17 protein-coding genes are annotated in these 15,276 nt (G+C 67.4%); 10 read left to right on the top strand and 7 right to left on the bottom strand.

Features of this window, described 5'->3' with window-relative positions; translation table 11 throughout:
- Positions 1-32 precede the first annotated feature (32 nt).
- The gene (cobT, locus tag FHD67_RS08500) at positions 33-1,901 is read right to left on the bottom strand and encodes a cobaltochelatase subunit CobT (RefSeq protein ID WP_139598446.1); all 1,869 of its coding nucleotides are present in this window, start codon (positions 1,899-1,901) and stop codon (positions 33-35) included.
- Between the two features lie 30 nt (positions 1,902-1,931).
- Entirely contained in the window at positions 1,932-2,903 is a 972-nt protein-coding gene (gene cobS / locus FHD67_RS08495; protein WP_045981614.1) for a cobaltochelatase subunit CobS, read from the bottom strand.
- Positions 2,904-3,057: 154 nt separating this feature from the next.
- Between cobS and FHD67_RS08490 the strand changes: the two genes are divergently transcribed.
- From FHD67_RS08490 to FHD67_RS08445, 10 genes are all read left to right on the top strand, one after another.
- The gene (locus FHD67_RS08490) at positions 3,058-3,612 is read left to right on the top strand and encodes a sigma-70 family RNA polymerase sigma factor (RefSeq protein WP_246071266.1); all 555 of its coding nucleotides are present in this window, start codon (positions 3,058-3,060) and stop codon (positions 3,610-3,612) included.
- Positions 3,609-4,313 (top strand): anti-sigma factor, encoded by a 705-nt coding sequence (locus tag FHD67_RS08485; RefSeq protein ID WP_127898932.1) that lies wholly within the window; start codon positions 3,609-3,611, stop codon positions 4,311-4,313. Before FHD67_RS08490 ends, FHD67_RS08485 begins: the two co-directional genes overlap by 4 nt.
- 102 nt (positions 4,314-4,415) lie before the next feature.
- A complete protein-coding gene (locus FHD67_RS08480; RefSeq protein WP_046000986.1) occupies positions 4,416-4,982 on the top strand; it encodes a fasciclin domain-containing protein in 567 nt (188 codons plus the stop codon).
- 184 nt (positions 4,983-5,166) lie between these two features.
- The gene (locus FHD67_RS08475) at positions 5,167-6,168 is read left to right on the top strand and encodes a DUF808 domain-containing protein (protein WP_139598445.1); all 1,002 of its coding nucleotides are present in this window, start codon (positions 5,167-5,169) and stop codon (positions 6,166-6,168) included.
- A gap of 107 nt (positions 6,169-6,275) precedes the next feature.
- Positions 6,276-7,589: a sn-glycerol-3-phosphate ABC transporter substrate-binding protein UgpB gene (ugpB, locus tag FHD67_RS08470; RefSeq protein ID WP_046000988.1), complete on the top strand. Its 1,314-nt coding sequence runs from the start codon at positions 6,276-6,278 to the stop codon at positions 7,587-7,589.
- A gap of 78 nt (positions 7,590-7,667) precedes the next feature.
- The gene (ugpA, locus tag FHD67_RS08465; RefSeq protein WP_045981620.1) at positions 7,668-8,546 is read left to right on the top strand and encodes a sn-glycerol-3-phosphate ABC transporter permease UgpA; all 879 of its coding nucleotides are present in this window, start codon (positions 7,668-7,670) and stop codon (positions 8,544-8,546) included.
- Positions 8,546-9,394: a sn-glycerol-3-phosphate ABC transporter permease UgpE gene (ugpE, locus tag FHD67_RS08460; protein ID WP_046000989.1), complete on the top strand. Its 849-nt coding sequence runs from the start codon at positions 8,546-8,548 to the stop codon at positions 9,392-9,394. Before ugpA ends, ugpE begins: the two co-directional genes overlap by 1 nt.
- Position 9,395: 1 nt before the next feature.
- Positions 9,396-10,403, top strand: coding sequence for a sn-glycerol-3-phosphate import ATP-binding protein UgpC (locus FHD67_RS08455; protein ID WP_139598444.1), 1,008 nt, complete (start codon positions 9,396-9,398; stop codon positions 10,401-10,403).
- Positions 10,404-10,487: 84 nt separating this feature from the next.
- Positions 10,488-11,558, top strand: a complete 1,071-nt coding sequence (locus FHD67_RS08450) for a M4 family metallopeptidase (protein WP_139598443.1) — start codon at positions 10,488-10,490, stop codon at positions 11,556-11,558.
- A gap of 28 nt (positions 11,559-11,586) precedes the next feature.
- Entirely contained in the window at positions 11,587-11,865 is a 279-nt protein-coding gene (locus tag FHD67_RS08445; RefSeq protein ID WP_045981624.1) for a protealysin inhibitor emfourin, read from the top strand.
- Here FHD67_RS08445 and FHD67_RS08440 read toward each other — a convergent pair.
- From FHD67_RS08440 to proC, 5 genes are all read right to left on the bottom strand, one after another.
- Positions 11,862-12,824, bottom strand: coding sequence for a magnesium transporter CorA family protein (locus FHD67_RS08440; RefSeq protein WP_139598442.1), 963 nt, complete (start codon positions 12,822-12,824; stop codon positions 11,862-11,864). The two genes, FHD67_RS08445 and FHD67_RS08440, sit on opposite strands and share 4 nt — an antisense overlap.
- 115 nt (positions 12,825-12,939) lie before the next feature.
- Positions 12,940-13,137 (bottom strand): CsbD family protein, encoded by a 198-nt coding sequence (locus FHD67_RS08435; RefSeq protein WP_046000993.1) that lies wholly within the window; start codon positions 13,135-13,137, stop codon positions 12,940-12,942.
- A 59-nt stretch (positions 13,138-13,196) separates the two neighbouring features.
- Positions 13,197-14,144, bottom strand: coding sequence for a 2-hydroxyacid dehydrogenase (locus FHD67_RS08430; protein ID WP_139598441.1), 948 nt, complete (start codon positions 14,142-14,144; stop codon positions 13,197-13,199).
- Positions 14,141-14,470 (bottom strand): tRNA-binding protein, encoded by a 330-nt coding sequence (locus FHD67_RS08425; RefSeq protein ID WP_139598440.1) that lies wholly within the window; start codon positions 14,468-14,470, stop codon positions 14,141-14,143. The genes FHD67_RS08430 and FHD67_RS08425 overlap by 4 nt, the downstream gene beginning before the upstream one ends.
- Complete coding sequence (proC, locus tag FHD67_RS08420; RefSeq protein WP_139598439.1) at positions 14,467-15,276, bottom strand: pyrroline-5-carboxylate reductase; 810 nt, start codon at positions 15,274-15,276, stop codon at positions 14,467-14,469. Before proC ends, FHD67_RS08425 begins: the two co-directional genes overlap by 4 nt.

Below are 15,276 nucleotides of genomic sequence, written 5' to 3'. Positions count from 1 at the left end.
GGGGCAGCGCCCCCCGGCGTCGCGGGACGCAATCAGCCTCGCCGGATCGACGCCATGCCCAGCACCCGCGCCCGCTTGCGCGGATCGCTGTCGAACAGCGCCGCCAGCTGCTCCGTGATCGCCCCGGCCAACTGCTCCGCATCGGTGATCGTCACGGCCCGCTGGTAATAGCGGGTGACGTCATGGCCGATGCCGATCGCCAGCAACTCGACGGCGCGGCGCTTCTCGACCATGGCGATCACGTCGCGCAGGTGGCGTTCCAGGAAGTTGGCAGGGTTGACCGACAGGGTGCTGTCATCGACCGGCGCGCCGTCCGAGATCACCATCAGGATCTTGCGTGCCTCGGGACGGCGGGTCAGGCGCTTGTGCGCCCATTCCAGCGCCTCGCCGTCGATGTTCTCCTTCAGCAGCCCCTCCTTCATCATCAGCCCCAGATTGGGGCGGACGCGGCGCCAGGGCGCATCGGCGGACTTGTAGACGATGTGGCGCAGGTCGTTCAGGCGGCCGGGCTGGGCCGGACGGCCCGCGGCCAGCCACGCCTCGCGCGACTGCCCGCCCTTCCAGGCGCGCGTGGTAAAGCCCAGGATTTCGACCTTGACGTTGCACCGCTCCAGCGTCCGGGCCAGCACGTCGGCGCAGATCGCCGCGATGCTGATCGGACGCCCGCGCATCGACCCGGAATTGTCGATCAGCAGCGTCACGACCGTGTCGCGGAACTCGGTGTCCTTCTCGATCTTGAAGGACAGCGGCATGGTCGGGTTCGCCACCACGCGCGCCAGGCGGCCGGCGTCCAGGACGCCCTCCTCCTTGTCGAACTCCCAGCTGCGGTTCTGCTGGGCCTGCAGGCGGCGCTGCAGCTTGTTGGCCAAGCGGCTGACCGCCCCCCGCAACGGTTCCAGCTGCTTGTCCAGATAGGCGCGCAGGCGCTCCAGCTCGGCAATGTCGGCCAGATCCTCGGCGCGGATCTCCTCGTCCCAGGTCTGGGCAAAGACGCGGTAATCGGGGCTGGCCTCGCTGACCGGGGGCGGCAGGTCGGGCGGGCTGTCCTGATCGGGCATCTCCGCCTCGTCCGCCATCTCGTCCTCGGCGGTGTCGTCCATGCCGACCTGGGCCTGGCGCTCGTCCTGGGTCTGCTCCTGGCTGCGCTCGGGGCTGGCGTCGCTCTCCTCGCTGTCGTCCTGATCCTGCGATTCGCTGTCGCCGGATTCCTCATCCTGCTCGGCGCTCTCGTCGCTGTCGTCATCTTCGGGCTGGTCCGGATCCTCGCCCAGCTGGTCGCCATAGCCCAAGTCGGTGATGATCCGCCGCGACAGCCGAGAGAACGCGGCCTGATCCGCCAGCGCATCGTTCACATCCGCCAGCGCCCCCGAGGCCTGGCTCTCGACAAAGGGCCGCCACAGGTCGGCGACATGCTGCGCGCCCGCAGGCAGCGCCCGCCCGGTCGCCGCCTGGCGCAGGATGTAACCCGCCGCCACCGACAGCGGCGCATCGGCAGGGGCCTTGATCTGGGCATAGCCCTTCTTGTCGGCCTCGGCGCCGATCTTGGCGTCGATGTTGGACAGCGCCCCCGGCATGTCGCGCGCGCCAAGCGCCTCGCAGCGCGCGGTCTCCAGCGCCTCGTACAGCTCGCGGGCCATCGGGCCCGCGGGGGAATAGCGGGCATGGGTGCCCGCATCGTGGTGGCGCATCCGCATGGCCAGCGCGTCGGCCGTGCCGCGCGCCAACAGCACCTCGTCGCGGCCCATGCGGCGGCTGATCTGCGGCAGGCGCATCGTGTCGCCCGCAACCCCGGCCGGGTCCGCGCTGAAGGTCACGTTCAGTTCGTGTTCGCCCGCCAGCGCGCGCGTCGCCTCGGTCAGGGCCTTCTTGAACGGGTCGGCGGGGTTGTCGGATTTCTTCATCTGCGGATGGCCCCCTTGGCCGCGCGGGCCTCAGCCCGCCTTGGCGGCTGCGCTTTCCGGCAATTCCTCGTCGAACAGGCGCTGATAGAACTCTGCCACGGTCTGGCGTTCCAGCTCGTCGCATTTGTTCAGGAAGGTCAGGCGGAACGCGTATCCCACGTTGTCGAAGATGCGCGCGTTCTGCGCCCAGGAAATGACCGTGCGCGGGCTCATGACGGTGGACAGGTCGCCCTGCATGAAGGCGGTCCGCGTCAGATCGGCCAGCGTCACCATCTGGTTGATGGTCTTGCGGCCCTTCTCGGTGTTGTAATGCGGCACCTTGGCCAGCACGATCGCGGCCTCGGCGTCGTGACGCAGATAGTTCAGCGTCGCGACCAGCGACCAGCGGTCCATCTGGCCCTGGTTGATCTGCTGGGTGCCGTGATAGAGGCCGGTCGTGTCGCCCAGGCCCACGGTGTTGGCGGTGGCGAACAGACGGAAATAGGGGTTCGGCGTGATGACCTCGTTCTGGTCCAGAAGCGTCAGCTTGCCGTCGGCCTCCAGCACGCGCTGGATCACGAACATCACGTCCGCGCGGCCCGCGTCGTATTCGTCGAACACGATTGCGGTCGGGTTGCGCAGAGCCCAAGGCAGGATGCCCTCGTGGAACACGGTGACCTGCTTGCCGTCGACCAGCTTGATCGCGTCCTTGCCGATCAGGTCGATCCGGCTGACATGGCTGTCCAGGTTCACGCGCACGCAGGGCCAGTTCAGGCGCGCCGCGATCTGTTCGATATGGGTGGACTTGCCCGTCCCGTGATAGCCCTGGACCATGACGCGGCGGTTGTAGGCAAAGCCTGCCAGGATCGCCATCGTCGTGTCGGGATCGAACTTGTAGGTGCTGTCGATCTCGGGGACGCGATCCGTGCGGTCGGCAAAGCCCTTGACCTTCATGTCGCTGTCCAGACCGAACACCTCGCGCAGGTCGATCTCTTCGGTGGGTTTCGCGTTCATGTCCAGCATCGGCCCTAGCCCTTTCCATCACATCGGCGCATTGATCGCGCATTCGGGGAACGGGTGCAAGGCACGGCGCGGGCGGCCGCCACCCCGTGCGCGCGTTGACGCGCGAGGGTGTGCTTCATAAGGTGCCCACAACCCTTGGAAGGATGCCCCGGTTTTGACAGACGCACGCCGTTCCGAACTGGAAACCCTGATCGCCCGCACCGCCATGGGTGATCGCGACGCCTTTGACCGCCTGTACGACGCGACATCGGCCAAGCTGCACGCCGTGTGCCTGTCGGTCCTCAAGGACCGCCCCGAGGCCGAGGAGACCCTGCAGGAGGTCTATATCCGCGTGTGGCAAAGCGCCGCGCGCTATGCCTCGAACGGGCTGTCGCCGATGACCTGGCTGATCACCATCGCCCGCAACCGATCCATCGACAGGCTTCGCGCCCGCGGATCACGACCGGTGACCGCGCCCGAAGATGCCGCGGCCTTCGTCGCCTGCAGCGCGCCGGGTCCCGAATCGGCGACGATCATGGCCCAGGAACGCCGCATGCTGGACGACTGCCTGGCCAGGCTGGCCGAGGCGCAGGCGAGCGCCGTGCGTGCCGTCTACCTCGAGGGGGTCAGCTATGCCGACCTGGCCGCGCGCGAGGGGCTGCCCATCAACACCGTGCGCAGCTGGCTGCGCCGCAGCCTGCTGCGACTGAAGGATTGCGTAAGCCAATGACCGACGACGCCCCGCTGACCCCGTCCCAGGAAGACCAGGCGCTGGCGGCCGAGCTGGCGCTTGGCCTCTTGGACGGACCCGAGGCCGCCGCCGCGACGGCCCGTATGTCCACCGACCCGGATTTCGCCCGCATCGTCCACGACTGGTACGAACGCATGGCCGGCATCGCCGAGGCGCTGACCCCGGTCATGGCCCCTGCCCGCGCACGCCAGGCGATCCGCGAACGGTTGGGCCACGTCACCCCGCCCCTGGCCAACGACCCGACCGAACGGCGGGCCTGGTGGCGCGGTCCGATGGGCGCACTGGCCGGGTTGCTTGCCGTCGCCGCGACCGCCGCGTTCCTGTGGCTGCCCGGGCTGCAGCAGCCCGCCGCGCCCGCCTATCAGGCACAGCTTGCGACCCAGGATCAGGCCCTGCGCGTCGCCGCCCGCATCGACGGGCGCGACATGGAGATCGCGCTGGAAAGCGGCGCCGCCCCCGATGACCGCGACTGGGAGATCTGGTGGGTGAAACCCGACGGCTCGGCCCCGGTATCGATCGGGCTGGTCCCGCGCGACGGCACCTTGCGCATGACGCTGCCGGACGGGCTGGACCCCTCGGCCGACATCCAGATCGCGCTGTCGGACGAACCGGCGGGGGGATCGCCGACCGGTCAGGCGACCGGTCCGGTCGTGGCCATCGCGCCGCTCACGTCCTTGTGATCGCGGATTGACCGGGGGGTTGCGCAACTAACCCGCACCTGCCGCGTGTTTGGGACTGTCGGGCGCAGAAATGCCGCCCAGAACCAAAACCGGAGGAAGTCCATGACCACCCGCTTTACCAAAGTCGGCGCTTCGATCATCGCTGCCACCATCGCGCTTGGCGCACCGGCCTTTGCCCAGAACACCATGGTGGGCGGCGCCGAGATGTTCCCGAACCGCAACATCGTCGAAAACGCCGTGAACTCGGCCGACCACACCACGCTGGTCGCCGCCGTGCAGGCCGCGGGCCTGGTCGAGACGCTGTCGGGCCCCGGCCCCTTCACCGTCTTCGCCCCCACCAACGCGGCCTTCGAAAAGCTGCCCGACGGCACCGTCGAGGACCTGCTGAAGCCCGAGAGCCTGCAGACCCTGCAGACCATCCTGACCTGCCACGTCGTCCCGACCGAGGCGATGTCGTCCGCCGTGGGCCGCATGATCCAGCAGGGCGGCGGTTCGGCCGCGCTGGAGACCGTGGGCGGCTGCACGCTGACCGCCAGCATCCGCGCCAGCGACAACGCCCTGCAGATCACCGACGAGAACGGCAACGTCGCCACCGTTCTGATCCCCGACGTGGACCAGTCGAACGGCGTGATCCACTCGATCGACACCGTGCTGCTGCCGGCGTCCTAAGACGCCCCGCAGGACCTGCCGTCCCCCGACAGGCAGGTCATGGCCCGCGCAGTCCCCTCTGCGCGGGCCTTTTTGCATGCCGATCCGTGGGTGATGGTGAAACCCCTTGCCTCGACGCGCGTTGCCGGGTGCTGATGGGCTGCGGCACGGCGCCGCATCGGGCCAATTTCCGAAGGGACACTGCATGAGCGGGTTGATCGCGCTTCTTGACGACGTAGCGGCAATTTCGAAGGTGGCGGCGGCATCGATCGACGACGTGGCGGGCCAGGCGGCCAAGGCGGGCGCCAAGGCCGCGGGCGCGGTCATCGACGACGCGGCGGTGACGCCGAAATACGTCCACGGCTTCGACGCCAGCCGCGAGATCCCCATCGTCTGGAAGATCGCCCGCGGATCGCTGTTCAACAAGCTGGTGATCCTGCTGCCGGTCGCGCTGCTGCTGTCGGCCTTTGCGCCCTGGGCCATTCCGCCCCTGCTGATGCTGGGCGGCGCCTATCTGTGCTACGAGGGCGCGCACAAGGTCGCGCACCTGTTCCACAAGACCGACACCCATGACAGCGAAAAGCATACCCATCCCGACACCGACGGTGCCGCTTTGGAGGAGGCCCGCGTCGCCGGCGCCATCAAGACCGACTTCATCCTGTCGGCCGAGATCATGACAATCGCCCTGTCCACCATCCCGACCGACGACAGCCTGCTGATGAAGGCGGTCATCCTGGCGCTGGTCGCCGTGGCGATCACCGTCGCGGTCTATGGGTTCGTGGCGCTGGTGGTAAAGGCCGACGATGTCGGGGTGCACCTGGCACAGCGCCGCACCGGCGCCGTCGCCGCCCTGGGCCGCGGCATCGTCAAGGTCATGCCCGGCTTCATGAAGACGCTGACCGTGGTCGGCACCGCCGCGATGATCTGGGTCGGCGGGCAGATCATCGTGCACGGCCTGGAGCAGCTGGGCTGGGGGGCGCCCTATCACCTGATCCATGACTGGGCCGAGGCCGCCGCCGCCGCCGTGCCCGCCGCCCCCGGCGTGGTCGCATGGGTCGTCACCGCCTTCTGCGACGGCGTCATCGGCCTGATCTTGGGACTGGCCCTGCTGCCGGTGGCGGCCAAGGTCATCAACCCGATCATCGGCGCGGTGATGGGGGCATTCGCGCAACTTCGTAAAAAACCGAACGCCAACGAAACCCGTTGACCCAAACCTCCCGACGTCACAAGACTGTCACATGAGCGTTGCGATGCTGTCGTGAACTGCCGATAGGCGGGGTCAGCATCGCAACTCTGTAAGGGAGGGAAGACAACATGATCCGATACGGAACCGCATCCGCGGTGGCGCTAGTGGCGTCGCTGACTGCCGCGCAGGCAGAAACGAACATCGAATGGTGGCACGCCATGGGCGGCGAGCTGGGCGCGAAGCTGGAGGAGATCGCCCAGGGCTTCAACGACAGCCAGGACGAATACACCGTCACCCCCGCCTACAAGGGCACCTACCCCGAGACGATGACCGCCGCGATCGCCGCGTTCCGCGCGAACCAGCAGCCCGCCATCGTCCAGGTGTTCGAGGTCGGCACCGGCACCATGATGGCCGCCCAGGGCGCCATCGTCCCGGTCCACGAACTGATGGAGCAGCACGGCCAAGCCTTCGACCAGGCGGCGTTCCTGCCGGCCGTCGTCGGCTATTACACCGATTCCGACGGCAACATGCTGTCGATGCCCTTCAACAGCTCGACCCCGATCCTGTACTACAACAAGACCGTGTTCGAGAAGGCGGGCCTGGACCCGAACACTCCTCCCAAGACCTGGGCCGAGCTGGAGCAGTTCAGCAAGCAGATCATGGAATCGGGCGCCGCGACCTGCGGCTTCACCACGCAATGGATTAGCTGGGCCCAGACCGAGAACCTGTCGGCGTGGCACAACCAGCCCATCGGCACGCTGGAGAACGGCTTTGGCGGTCTGGACGCGCGCCTGTCGCTGAACGGTCCCGTTCAGGTGAAGCACTGGGACAACCTCAAGCGATGGTCCGACGAGGGCATCTTCAAGTACGGCGGCCCGGTGGGCGCCGACAATGCGGCCCCGATGCTGTACTCGCAGGAATGCGCGATGATGATGGGCAGCTCGGCCAGCCGTGCAGGCGTCATCGCCAACTCGACCGCCTACGAGGTCGGCTATGGCATGCTGCCCTATTACGACGACGTCGAGGGCGCGCCGCAGAACTCGATCATCGGGGGCGCCTCGCTGTGGGTGCTGTCGGGCAAGACGGACGAGGAATACGCGGCGACCGCGGCGTTCTTCGAATACCTGACCCAGCCCGAGGTGCAGGCCGATTGGGCGTCCTTCACCGGCTACCTGCCCATCACCGCCGCCGCGCGTGAGCAGATGGCCGGCTATTATGCCGAGAACCCCGGCGCCGACACCGGCATCAACCAGATCACCCTGAACGAGCCGACCGAGAACTCCAAGGGTCTGCGCTTTGGCAGCTATGTCCAGATCCGCGGCATCATCGACGAAGAGTTCGAACAGCTTCTGTCGGGCGACAAGGACGCGCAGGGCGCGCTGGACGCGGTCGTCAGCCGCGGCGACGCGCTGCTGGAAGAGTTCCAGGCGCAGAACCAGTAACCGCCCCACCCCCTTCGGCCGGGGCCGCGCATCACGCGCGGCCCCGGTCTTTTCCCGTTTTCGCCCCAAGGTCCCGCGATGAAGCGCACCATTTTCCGAAACCAGCTGCTGCCATGGCTGCTGCTGGCCCCCCAGCTGATCATCACCTTCATCTTTTTCCTGTGGCCCGCCGGTCAGGCCATCCGTCAAAGCTTTCTGCGCGAGGATGCCTTCGGCACCCGGACGACCTTTGTCGGGCTGGAGAATTTCGCCCGCCTGTGGGGCAGCCCCGAATATCTCAACAGCCTGCAGGTAACGGCGGTCTTCGCCATCTCGGTCACGGTGCTGTCGATGGGGCTGTCGCTGCTGCTGGCGATCGCGGTGGACCGGATGATCCGCAGCACGCGTGTCTATACGACGCTGCTGGTCTGGCCCTATGCGGTGGCGCCTGCGGTCGCGGGCATCCTGTGGTGGTTCATCTTCAACCCGACCATCGGCATCATGCCCTATCTGCTGGGGGGCTTGGGCTATGACTGGAACCACATCCAGGACAAGGGCGACGCCATGACGCTGGTCGTCATTGCCAGCGCGTGGAAACAGATCAGCTACAACTTCCTGTTCTTCCTGGCAGGGCTGCAGGCGATCCCGGCCAGCCTGCGCGAGGCCGCGGCCATCGACGGGGCGGGTCCGGTGCGGCGCTTCTTCGACATCACCTTTCCGCTGCTGTCGCCGACGACGTTCTTCTTGCTGGTGGTCAACATCGTCTATGCGATGTTCGATACGTTCGGCGTGATCGACGCCACGACCGAGGGCGGCCCGGCACAGGCCACCAACATCATGGTCTACAAGGTCTATTTCGACGGCTTCGTCGGGCAGAACCTGGGCTCGTCCGCCGCGCAGTCGGTGGTCCTGATGGCGCTGGTCCTGGTGCTGACGGTGATCCAGTTCCGGTTCGTTGAGAAGAAGGTGGCCTACTGATGATCGAGAACCGTCCCTTCCTGAACCTGGCCGCCCACCTGACACTGATCCTGGGCGTCTGCGTCGTGGCGCTGCCGGTCTGGGTGGCCTTCGTGGCCTCGACCCACAGCGCGACCGCCTTCATGTCGGGCACCATCCCGATGTGGCCGGGCGACCAGATGATCCAGAACTACAGCCAGATGCTGGGCGCGGGCGTATCCACCAGCGGCACGCCCCCGGTCGGCGTGATGATGTTCAACAGCCTGGTCATGGCGCTGGCCATCGCCATCGGCAAGATCGTCATCTCGGTCCTGTCGGCCTTCGCGGTGGTCTATTTCCGCTTTCCGCTGCGCGGCCTGGCCTTCTGGTGCATCTTCATCACGCTGATGCTGCCGGTCGAGGTGCGCATCGTGCCCACCTTCCAGGTGGTCGCCGACCTGGGCATGCTGAACAGCTATGCCGGCCTGTCGATCCCCCTGATCGCGTCGGCCACGGCCACGTTCCTGTTCCGCCAGGTCTTCCTGACCATCCCGGACGAGTTGACCGAGGCCGCCCGCATCGACGGCGCCGGGCCCATGAAGTTCTTTCGCGACATCCTGCTGCCCTTGTCGCGCACCAATATCGCAGCCCTGTTCGTGATCCTGTTCATCTATGGCTGGAACCAGTATCTCTGGCCGCTGCTGATCACGACCAGTTCGGATTATTACACCATCGTTGCGGGGATCAAGCGCATGGCGGATGCCGTGGACGGTCTGCCGCAATGGCACCTGGTCATGGCGACCGCGATGCTGGCGATGATCCCACCCGTGATCGTGGTGGTCGCCATGCAGCGCCTGTTCGTCAAAGGTCTTGTCGAGACGGAGAAATAAGATGGCATCCATCACCCTCAACAATGTCGGCAAGGTCTATGCCGGCGGCGCCCGCGCCGTGGGCGGCGTCAATATCGACATCGCGGATGGCGAGTTCCTGGTCCTGGTCGGCCCGTCGGGCTGCGGAAAATCCACGCTGCTGCGCATGGTCGCGGGGCTGGAGAGCATCACCGAGGGCGAGGTCCGCATCGGCGACCGCGTGGTCAACGAGATCGAGCCCGCCGATCGCGACATCGCGATGGTGTTCCAGAACTATGCCCTGTACCCGCACATGTCGGTGCGACAGAACCTGGCATACGGCCTGAAGAACCGCGGCACCCCCAAGGCCGAGATCGAACGCCGCGTGGGCATCGCCTCGGACATCCTGCAGATCGGCCCGTTCCTGGACCGTAAGCCGCGCGCCCTTTCGGGCGGCCAGCGTCAGCGCGTCGCCATGGGCCGCGCCATCGTGCGCGAACCGGCCGCGTTCCTCTTCGACGAGCCGCTGTCGAACCTGGACGCGAAACTGCGCGTCGCCATGCGCCTTGAGATCAAGGAGCTGCAGAAGCGCCTGCGCACGACCTCGATCTACGTGACCCACGACCAGCTGGAGGCGATGACGCTGGCCGACCGGCTGGTGGTGCTGAACGGCGGGCAGATCGAACAGATCGGCACGCCGCTGGAGGTCTATCGCCGCCCGGCATCGGCCTTCGTGGCCAGCTTCATCGGCAGCCCGGCCATGAACCTGATCGAGGCCAGCGCCGTTCCGCACCTGCCCGGCACCGGGCATGCGGGCCATGTGGGCATCCGCCCCGAGGATCTGAGCGTCACCGCCGACGGCCCGATCGAGATGTCGGTTCTGGCGGTCGAGGAACTGGGCGCGCAGCGGCTGGTCCACGGCAAGACCGGCGATGCCCGCATCACCATCACCCTGCCGTCCGATGCCCCCCTGTCCGATCATATGCGCCTGTCCTATCGCCCCGGCGGGCTGCACCTGTTCGACAAGGCCAGCGGCAAGCGCATGGACTGACGTGAATGAAACGTGAACATCCGACCCTTGCGGGTCGGGCGTTCCGTGCTACCTTGGGGTGAACCAAAGCGGAAAGGTCGCCCCATGTGCCTGTCGTTCGGCTGCTCTCACCACAATCCCGTCGCCTGCATCGTGCCGCCTTATATGCTGCGGGTGTTGGCGCTTCGGGGTGACCCCGCGACGGCGGACATGGCGCGCACGCTGCTGCGCCATGACGAACAGCTGCGCGAGGAGCGCGCGGCCTGGGCCAGCCTGCCGCCCGCGCCGCAGGGCATCGCGCCCGATCCCGACCTGTGCTGCCCCGACCGGCGCATCCACGACGGCGAATTCCGCGCCGCCCTGCCCGGCCGCCTAGTGCGGGGCGAAGGCGACGCGCCGTCCGGCATCGCGGATGCCGACCTGGCCTATGACAGCGCCGGCCAAGTCTTCGCGATGTTCGCCGAGGAATACGGCCGCAATTCGCTGGACGGGCGGGGCATGCCGCTGGTGGCGACGGTCCAGCACCGCCGCAACTACAACAACGCCTTCTGGGACGGGCAGCAGATGGCCTATGGCACGGGCGACGGCAAGATCTTCCGGACCTTTCTGCAGCTGTCGGTCATCGCGCATGAGATGACCCATGGCGTCATCCAGCATTCCGGCGGGCTGATCTATGAGAACCAGTCCGGCGCGCTGAACGAACATGTGGCCGACGTCTTCGGCGCGCTGGCCGAACAGCGCGTGCTGGGTCAGACCGCACATCAGGCCGACTGGCTGATCGGGCGCGGCATCCTGGGCGCGGGCATCAACGGCGTGGCGCTGCGCAGCTTGAAGGCACCGGGCACGGCCTATGCCGACGACCTGCTGGGCACCGATCCCCAGCCCTGGCACATGGATCAGTTCAACACCACGACCGACGACAATGGCGGCGTGCACATCAATTCGGGCATTCCGAACCACGCCTTCTACCTGTTCTGCAGCTATCTGGGCGGCAACGCGTGGGAGCTGCCGGGCCGCATCTGGTACCGGACGCTGCAGGACCTGAACAATCCGATGGCCAGCTTTTCCGATTTCGCCGACCAGACCCTGCGCAGCGCGGCAGCACTGGCAGGCGCGGGCAGCCAACAGGCGCTGCTGCTGCGACGCGCGTGGAAACTTGTGGGAATCGCGGTCTGATCCTATGATCCGCGGACCGGAGGACCGCATGATCATAGAGATCCGCAGCCACGGCGGCTTTGGCGGCATCACTGCCGCCACCTCGCGCCGCATCGACACCGACGCCCAGCCCGAACCCCGGGCGCAGGAGCTGTGCGCGGCCTTCCACCCCAAGGCGTTGGCCGACATGGCGGCCACCCCCTGTCCCGGCTGCCCGGATCGGATGCGCTATGCGATCACCGTGACGGACGCGACCGGCCCGCACGCCATCACCCTTTCTGAGGGTCAGATGCCCCCCGAGATGCTGGACCTGCTGGACGATCTTTAGATCCAGCCCTTCCAACGCAGGAACAGCCATGTCCCCAAGGTCGTCCCGCCCATTAGGACCAAGGCAAAGGCATAGCCCCAGGGCTCCTCCAGTTCCGGCATGTTCGTGAAGTTCATCCCATAGACGCTGGCGATCAGCGTCGGCGGCAGGAACAGCGCCGCGACGACCGACAGGATGCGGACCGTGTTGTTCTGTTGCAGGTTGATCAGGCCAAGCGTGGTGTCCACCGCCAGGCTGACCCGCCCGCCCAGGAAATCGGCATGCACCTCCAGCGCCTGGATGTCGCGCATCTGGGCACGGGTGGCGGCGCGCAGGCGGCCCTCCTCGGGGCGGTCCTCCAGCGTGGCGGTATAGAACGCCTGCATCCGCTCGACCGTCAGCAGGGCCAGGCGGACGCGTGCCATCGTCTCGGCCTCGCGTCCGACATCCTGCAGCGCAGCCTGCAGCCTATCCGAGGCCGCGGCAACCGCGCGGCGTTCGAACACCGCGGCGGTGGTCTGGTCCAGCGTGCGGCCTGCCCCTTCCAGGATGTCGGCCAGCCGGGCGATGATCTCCTCGACAAGGCCCAGGAACAGGCGGTCGGGCGTGCCGCAGCCCAGGGTCGAGCGTTCGGCGCGTTCGGGATAGGTCAGGAACGGCCGCGGCGAATGGTGGCGCACCGTTACCAGCCGGTCCGTCGACAGGATGAACGTCACCGGCATCGAGATTCGGTCACCTCCGGCGCGCTCTCCCGGCAGCATCGCGGTCATGTAGTCCAGCCCGTCCTCGCGATAGAGGCGGTTGGACAACTCGATCTCCTCCATCTCGGCCAGGCTGGGAACAGGCACGCCAAGCACGCGCAGCTGCGCGATCTCGGCGTCGTTCGGCTGGATCAGGTCGATCCATGCCGCGTCCGCGACATCGCGTTCTGCTGCAAGGCGCACCAGGCGACCGTTCTCGATAGAATAGGCGTAATACATGCGACGCTCCGGTCGGTTCGCCCCCGTGGTGCCCTACGGCGGACAAACGATCAAGCGGATGTGGAAAGGGGCGCCCCGGATGGGACGCCCCTTACTGGCGGTTGCGGCAGGGCGATCACTTGTCGCGATAGTAATCGTCGATCTCGCGGTCGGCCTCGTCCTTGGTCCAGCCGTATTTTTCCTGCAGCTTGCCGGCCAGCTTGTCCTTGTTGCCGTCAATCTGATCCAGCTCGTCGTCGGTCAGTTCGCCCCATTTGACCTTGGTCGCGCCTTTCAGCTGCTTCCATTTGCCTTCGATGATATCCCAGTTCATTTCCGCCTCCTTTTCAGACGTTCATATGCCGGAATAACGCCCACAGCCGTGGCAGGTTCCTAGCGGACAAGGTCCGGCGGAACGCCGCCGTCGATATGGGCCTGCAGGTTCGCCAGCGCGCGCAGGCCCATGCGGGTGCGCGTGTCGTCGGTGGCCGTTCCCAGATGCGGCAGCAGCGTGGCATTGGGGGCATCCAGCAGGGCCTGGGGCACATGCGGCTCCTGCGCATAGACGTCCAGGCCCGCGCCCGCGATGCGGTCGTCCACCAGGGCTGCGATCAAGGCGTCTTCGTCCACCACGTCGCCGCGGGCGATGTTGACCAGCACGCCTTGGGGACCCAGGGCCTCCAGTTCGGCCGCGCCGATCAGGCCGCGCGTGGCCGCACCCCCCGGCACGGCGATCACCGCCACGTCGCAGGCCGAGAGCATGGCGCGTAGATCGCCGATCTGGCGGGCCGGAAACTCCAGCCCCGCGACGGTCGAGCGGTTGAAGAACACCACCTCCATCCCGAAGCCCAGATGCGCGCGCCGCGCGATGGCCTGACCGATCCGGCCCATGCCGACGATGCCCAGGGTGCGGCCCGACATCTCCGCGCCCAGCAGTTGCGTGGGGTTCCACCCGGTCCAGCCGCCCGCGCGCAGCAGGCGTTCGCCCTCGGACGCGCGGCGCAGCACCATCAGCATCAGCGTCAGCGCGATGTCGGCGGTGGCGTCCGTCACCACGTCGGGCGTGTTCGTGACCGCCACACCGGCGGCGCGGGCCGCGACGATGTCGATATGGTTGAACCCCGCGCCGAAATTGGCCAGCAGCCTGCAGCGCAGATCGCCCTGGAAGGCCTCGGCCCCGAACGCATCGCCAAGCGTCGGGATGATCGCGTCATAATCGCGCATCGCCTGGCCTGCCTGATCGACGGTCAGGGGCGTGTTGTCGCGGAATGTCGCGTCGCAGGCCGCGCGGATGGCGGCGGTGGCGCGATCGGTCATCGGGCGGGTGACAAGAACCTTCAATAGAGGCGGCCTCCGTTGGGGACGGGCAGGTCGGGACGGATCAGCACGACCTCTCCGTCGGGGTCGGGCACGCCCAGGACCAGCACCTCGGACATGACGGGGCCGATCTGGCGGGGCGGAAAGTTCACGACGCAGAGGACCTGGCGGCCGACCAGCGTTTCGGGGTCGTAATGCCGGGTGATCTGGGCCGAGGATTTGCGTTCGCCCAGATCGCCCAGGTCCAGCCACAGCTTGATCGCGGGCTTGCGCGCCTCGGGGAAGGGTTCGGCGCGGGTGATGGTACCGACGCGGATGTCGACCTTCAGGAAATCGTCAAAGGTGATCATCCGCGGCCCAGCTCCCGCCCGCGTTCGGTCGCGGCGGCGACGGTGCGCACCATCAGCGGCGTCAGGCCCGCGCCCTCGTCCATCAGCACCGCCAGCCCCGCCGCTGTCGTCCCGTTGGGAGAGGTCACGTTGCGGCGCAGCACGGCCGGGTCCTCGTCCGCATGGACGGCCAGCGCACCGGCGCCGGCCACAGTCATGCGCGCCAGTTCCAACGACAGAGCGGGCGACAGGCCCTGCGCCGCGCCCGCGGCGGCCATCGCCTCGATCAGGTGGAACACATAGGCCGGGCCGCTGCCCGACAGGCCGGTGACGGCGTCCATCTGGCCCTCATGCTCCAGCCGGACGACGCGGCCCACGGCGCGCATCAGCGCCTCGGCCAGGTCCAGATGCGCGGGCGTTGCGGCACCGTTGCCGATCATCGCAGAAATGCCCTGACCGATGGCCGCGGGCGTGTTGGGCATTACCCGGATCACGGGGGCGCCGGGAAAGGCCGCCTCGAAGGTCGCGATGGTCGTGCCTGCCGCGACCGATATCACCAAGCTGCCCGACAGGTCCGGCATGGCAGACAGCGCGCCACCCATCATCTGCGGCTTCACCGCCAGCACGACCACGGCCGGATCGGCCGGCAGGTCCGCATTCACGCGCAACCCGCGGTCCTGCCATTCGGGCGCAAGGTTCGGGTCGATGACCGTGACCGCGCCCGCGTCCAGCCCGCGCGCCAGCCACCCCTGCAGCATCGCCCCGCCCATGCGGCCGCATCCGACCAGGACCAGTCCGCGCGCGTTGATGTCGTCGAAATCGTTCAT

Origin of the sequence: Paracoccus haeundaensis, from assembly GCF_006239215.1 — a bacterium.
Taxonomy (GTDB): domain Bacteria; phylum Pseudomonadota; class Alphaproteobacteria; order Rhodobacterales; family Rhodobacteraceae; genus Paracoccus; species Paracoccus marcusii.
This window is presented reverse-complemented; position numbering and strand designations above follow the sequence as displayed.

Coding starts and splice junctions, on each gene's coding strand:
- cobT (WP_139598446.1), bottom strand. CDS start 1,901: ATGAAGAAATCCGACAACCCCGCCGACCCGTTCAAGAAGGCCCTGACC.
- cobS (WP_045981614.1), bottom strand. CDS start 2,903: ATGCTGGACATGAACGCGAAACCCACCGAAGAGATCGACCTGCGCGAG.
- FHD67_RS08485 (WP_127898932.1), top strand. CDS start 3,609: ATGACCGACGACGCCCCGCTGACCCCGTCCCAGGAAGACCAGGCGCTG.
- FHD67_RS08480 (WP_046000986.1), top strand. CDS start 4,416: ATGACCACCCGCTTTACCAAAGTCGGCGCTTCGATCATCGCTGCCACC.
- FHD67_RS08475 (WP_139598445.1), top strand. CDS start 5,167: ATGAGCGGGTTGATCGCGCTTCTTGACGACGTAGCGGCAATTTCGAAG.
- ugpB (WP_046000988.1), top strand. CDS start 6,276: ATGATCCGATACGGAACCGCATCCGCGGTGGCGCTAGTGGCGTCGCTG.
- ugpA (WP_045981620.1), top strand. CDS start 7,668: ATGAAGCGCACCATTTTCCGAAACCAGCTGCTGCCATGGCTGCTGCTG.
- ugpE (WP_046000989.1), top strand. CDS start 8,546: ATGATCGAGAACCGTCCCTTCCTGAACCTGGCCGCCCACCTGACACTG.
- FHD67_RS08455 (WP_139598444.1), top strand. CDS start 9,396: ATGGCATCCATCACCCTCAACAATGTCGGCAAGGTCTATGCCGGCGGC.
- FHD67_RS08450 (WP_139598443.1), top strand. CDS start 10,488: ATGTGCCTGTCGTTCGGCTGCTCTCACCACAATCCCGTCGCCTGCATC.
- FHD67_RS08445 (WP_045981624.1), top strand. CDS start 11,587: ATGATCATAGAGATCCGCAGCCACGGCGGCTTTGGCGGCATCACTGCC.
- FHD67_RS08440 (WP_139598442.1), bottom strand. CDS start 12,824: ATGTATTACGCCTATTCTATCGAGAACGGTCGCCTGGTGCGCCTTGCA.
- FHD67_RS08435 (WP_046000993.1), bottom strand. CDS start 13,137: ATGAACTGGGATATCATCGAAGGCAAATGGAAGCAGCTGAAAGGCGCG.
- FHD67_RS08425 (WP_139598440.1), bottom strand. CDS start 14,470: ATGATCACCTTTGACGATTTCCTGAAGGTCGACATCCGCGTCGGTACC.
- proC (WP_139598439.1), bottom strand. CDS start 15,276: ATGAACGATTTCGACGACATCAACGCGCGCGGACTGGTCCTGGTCGGA.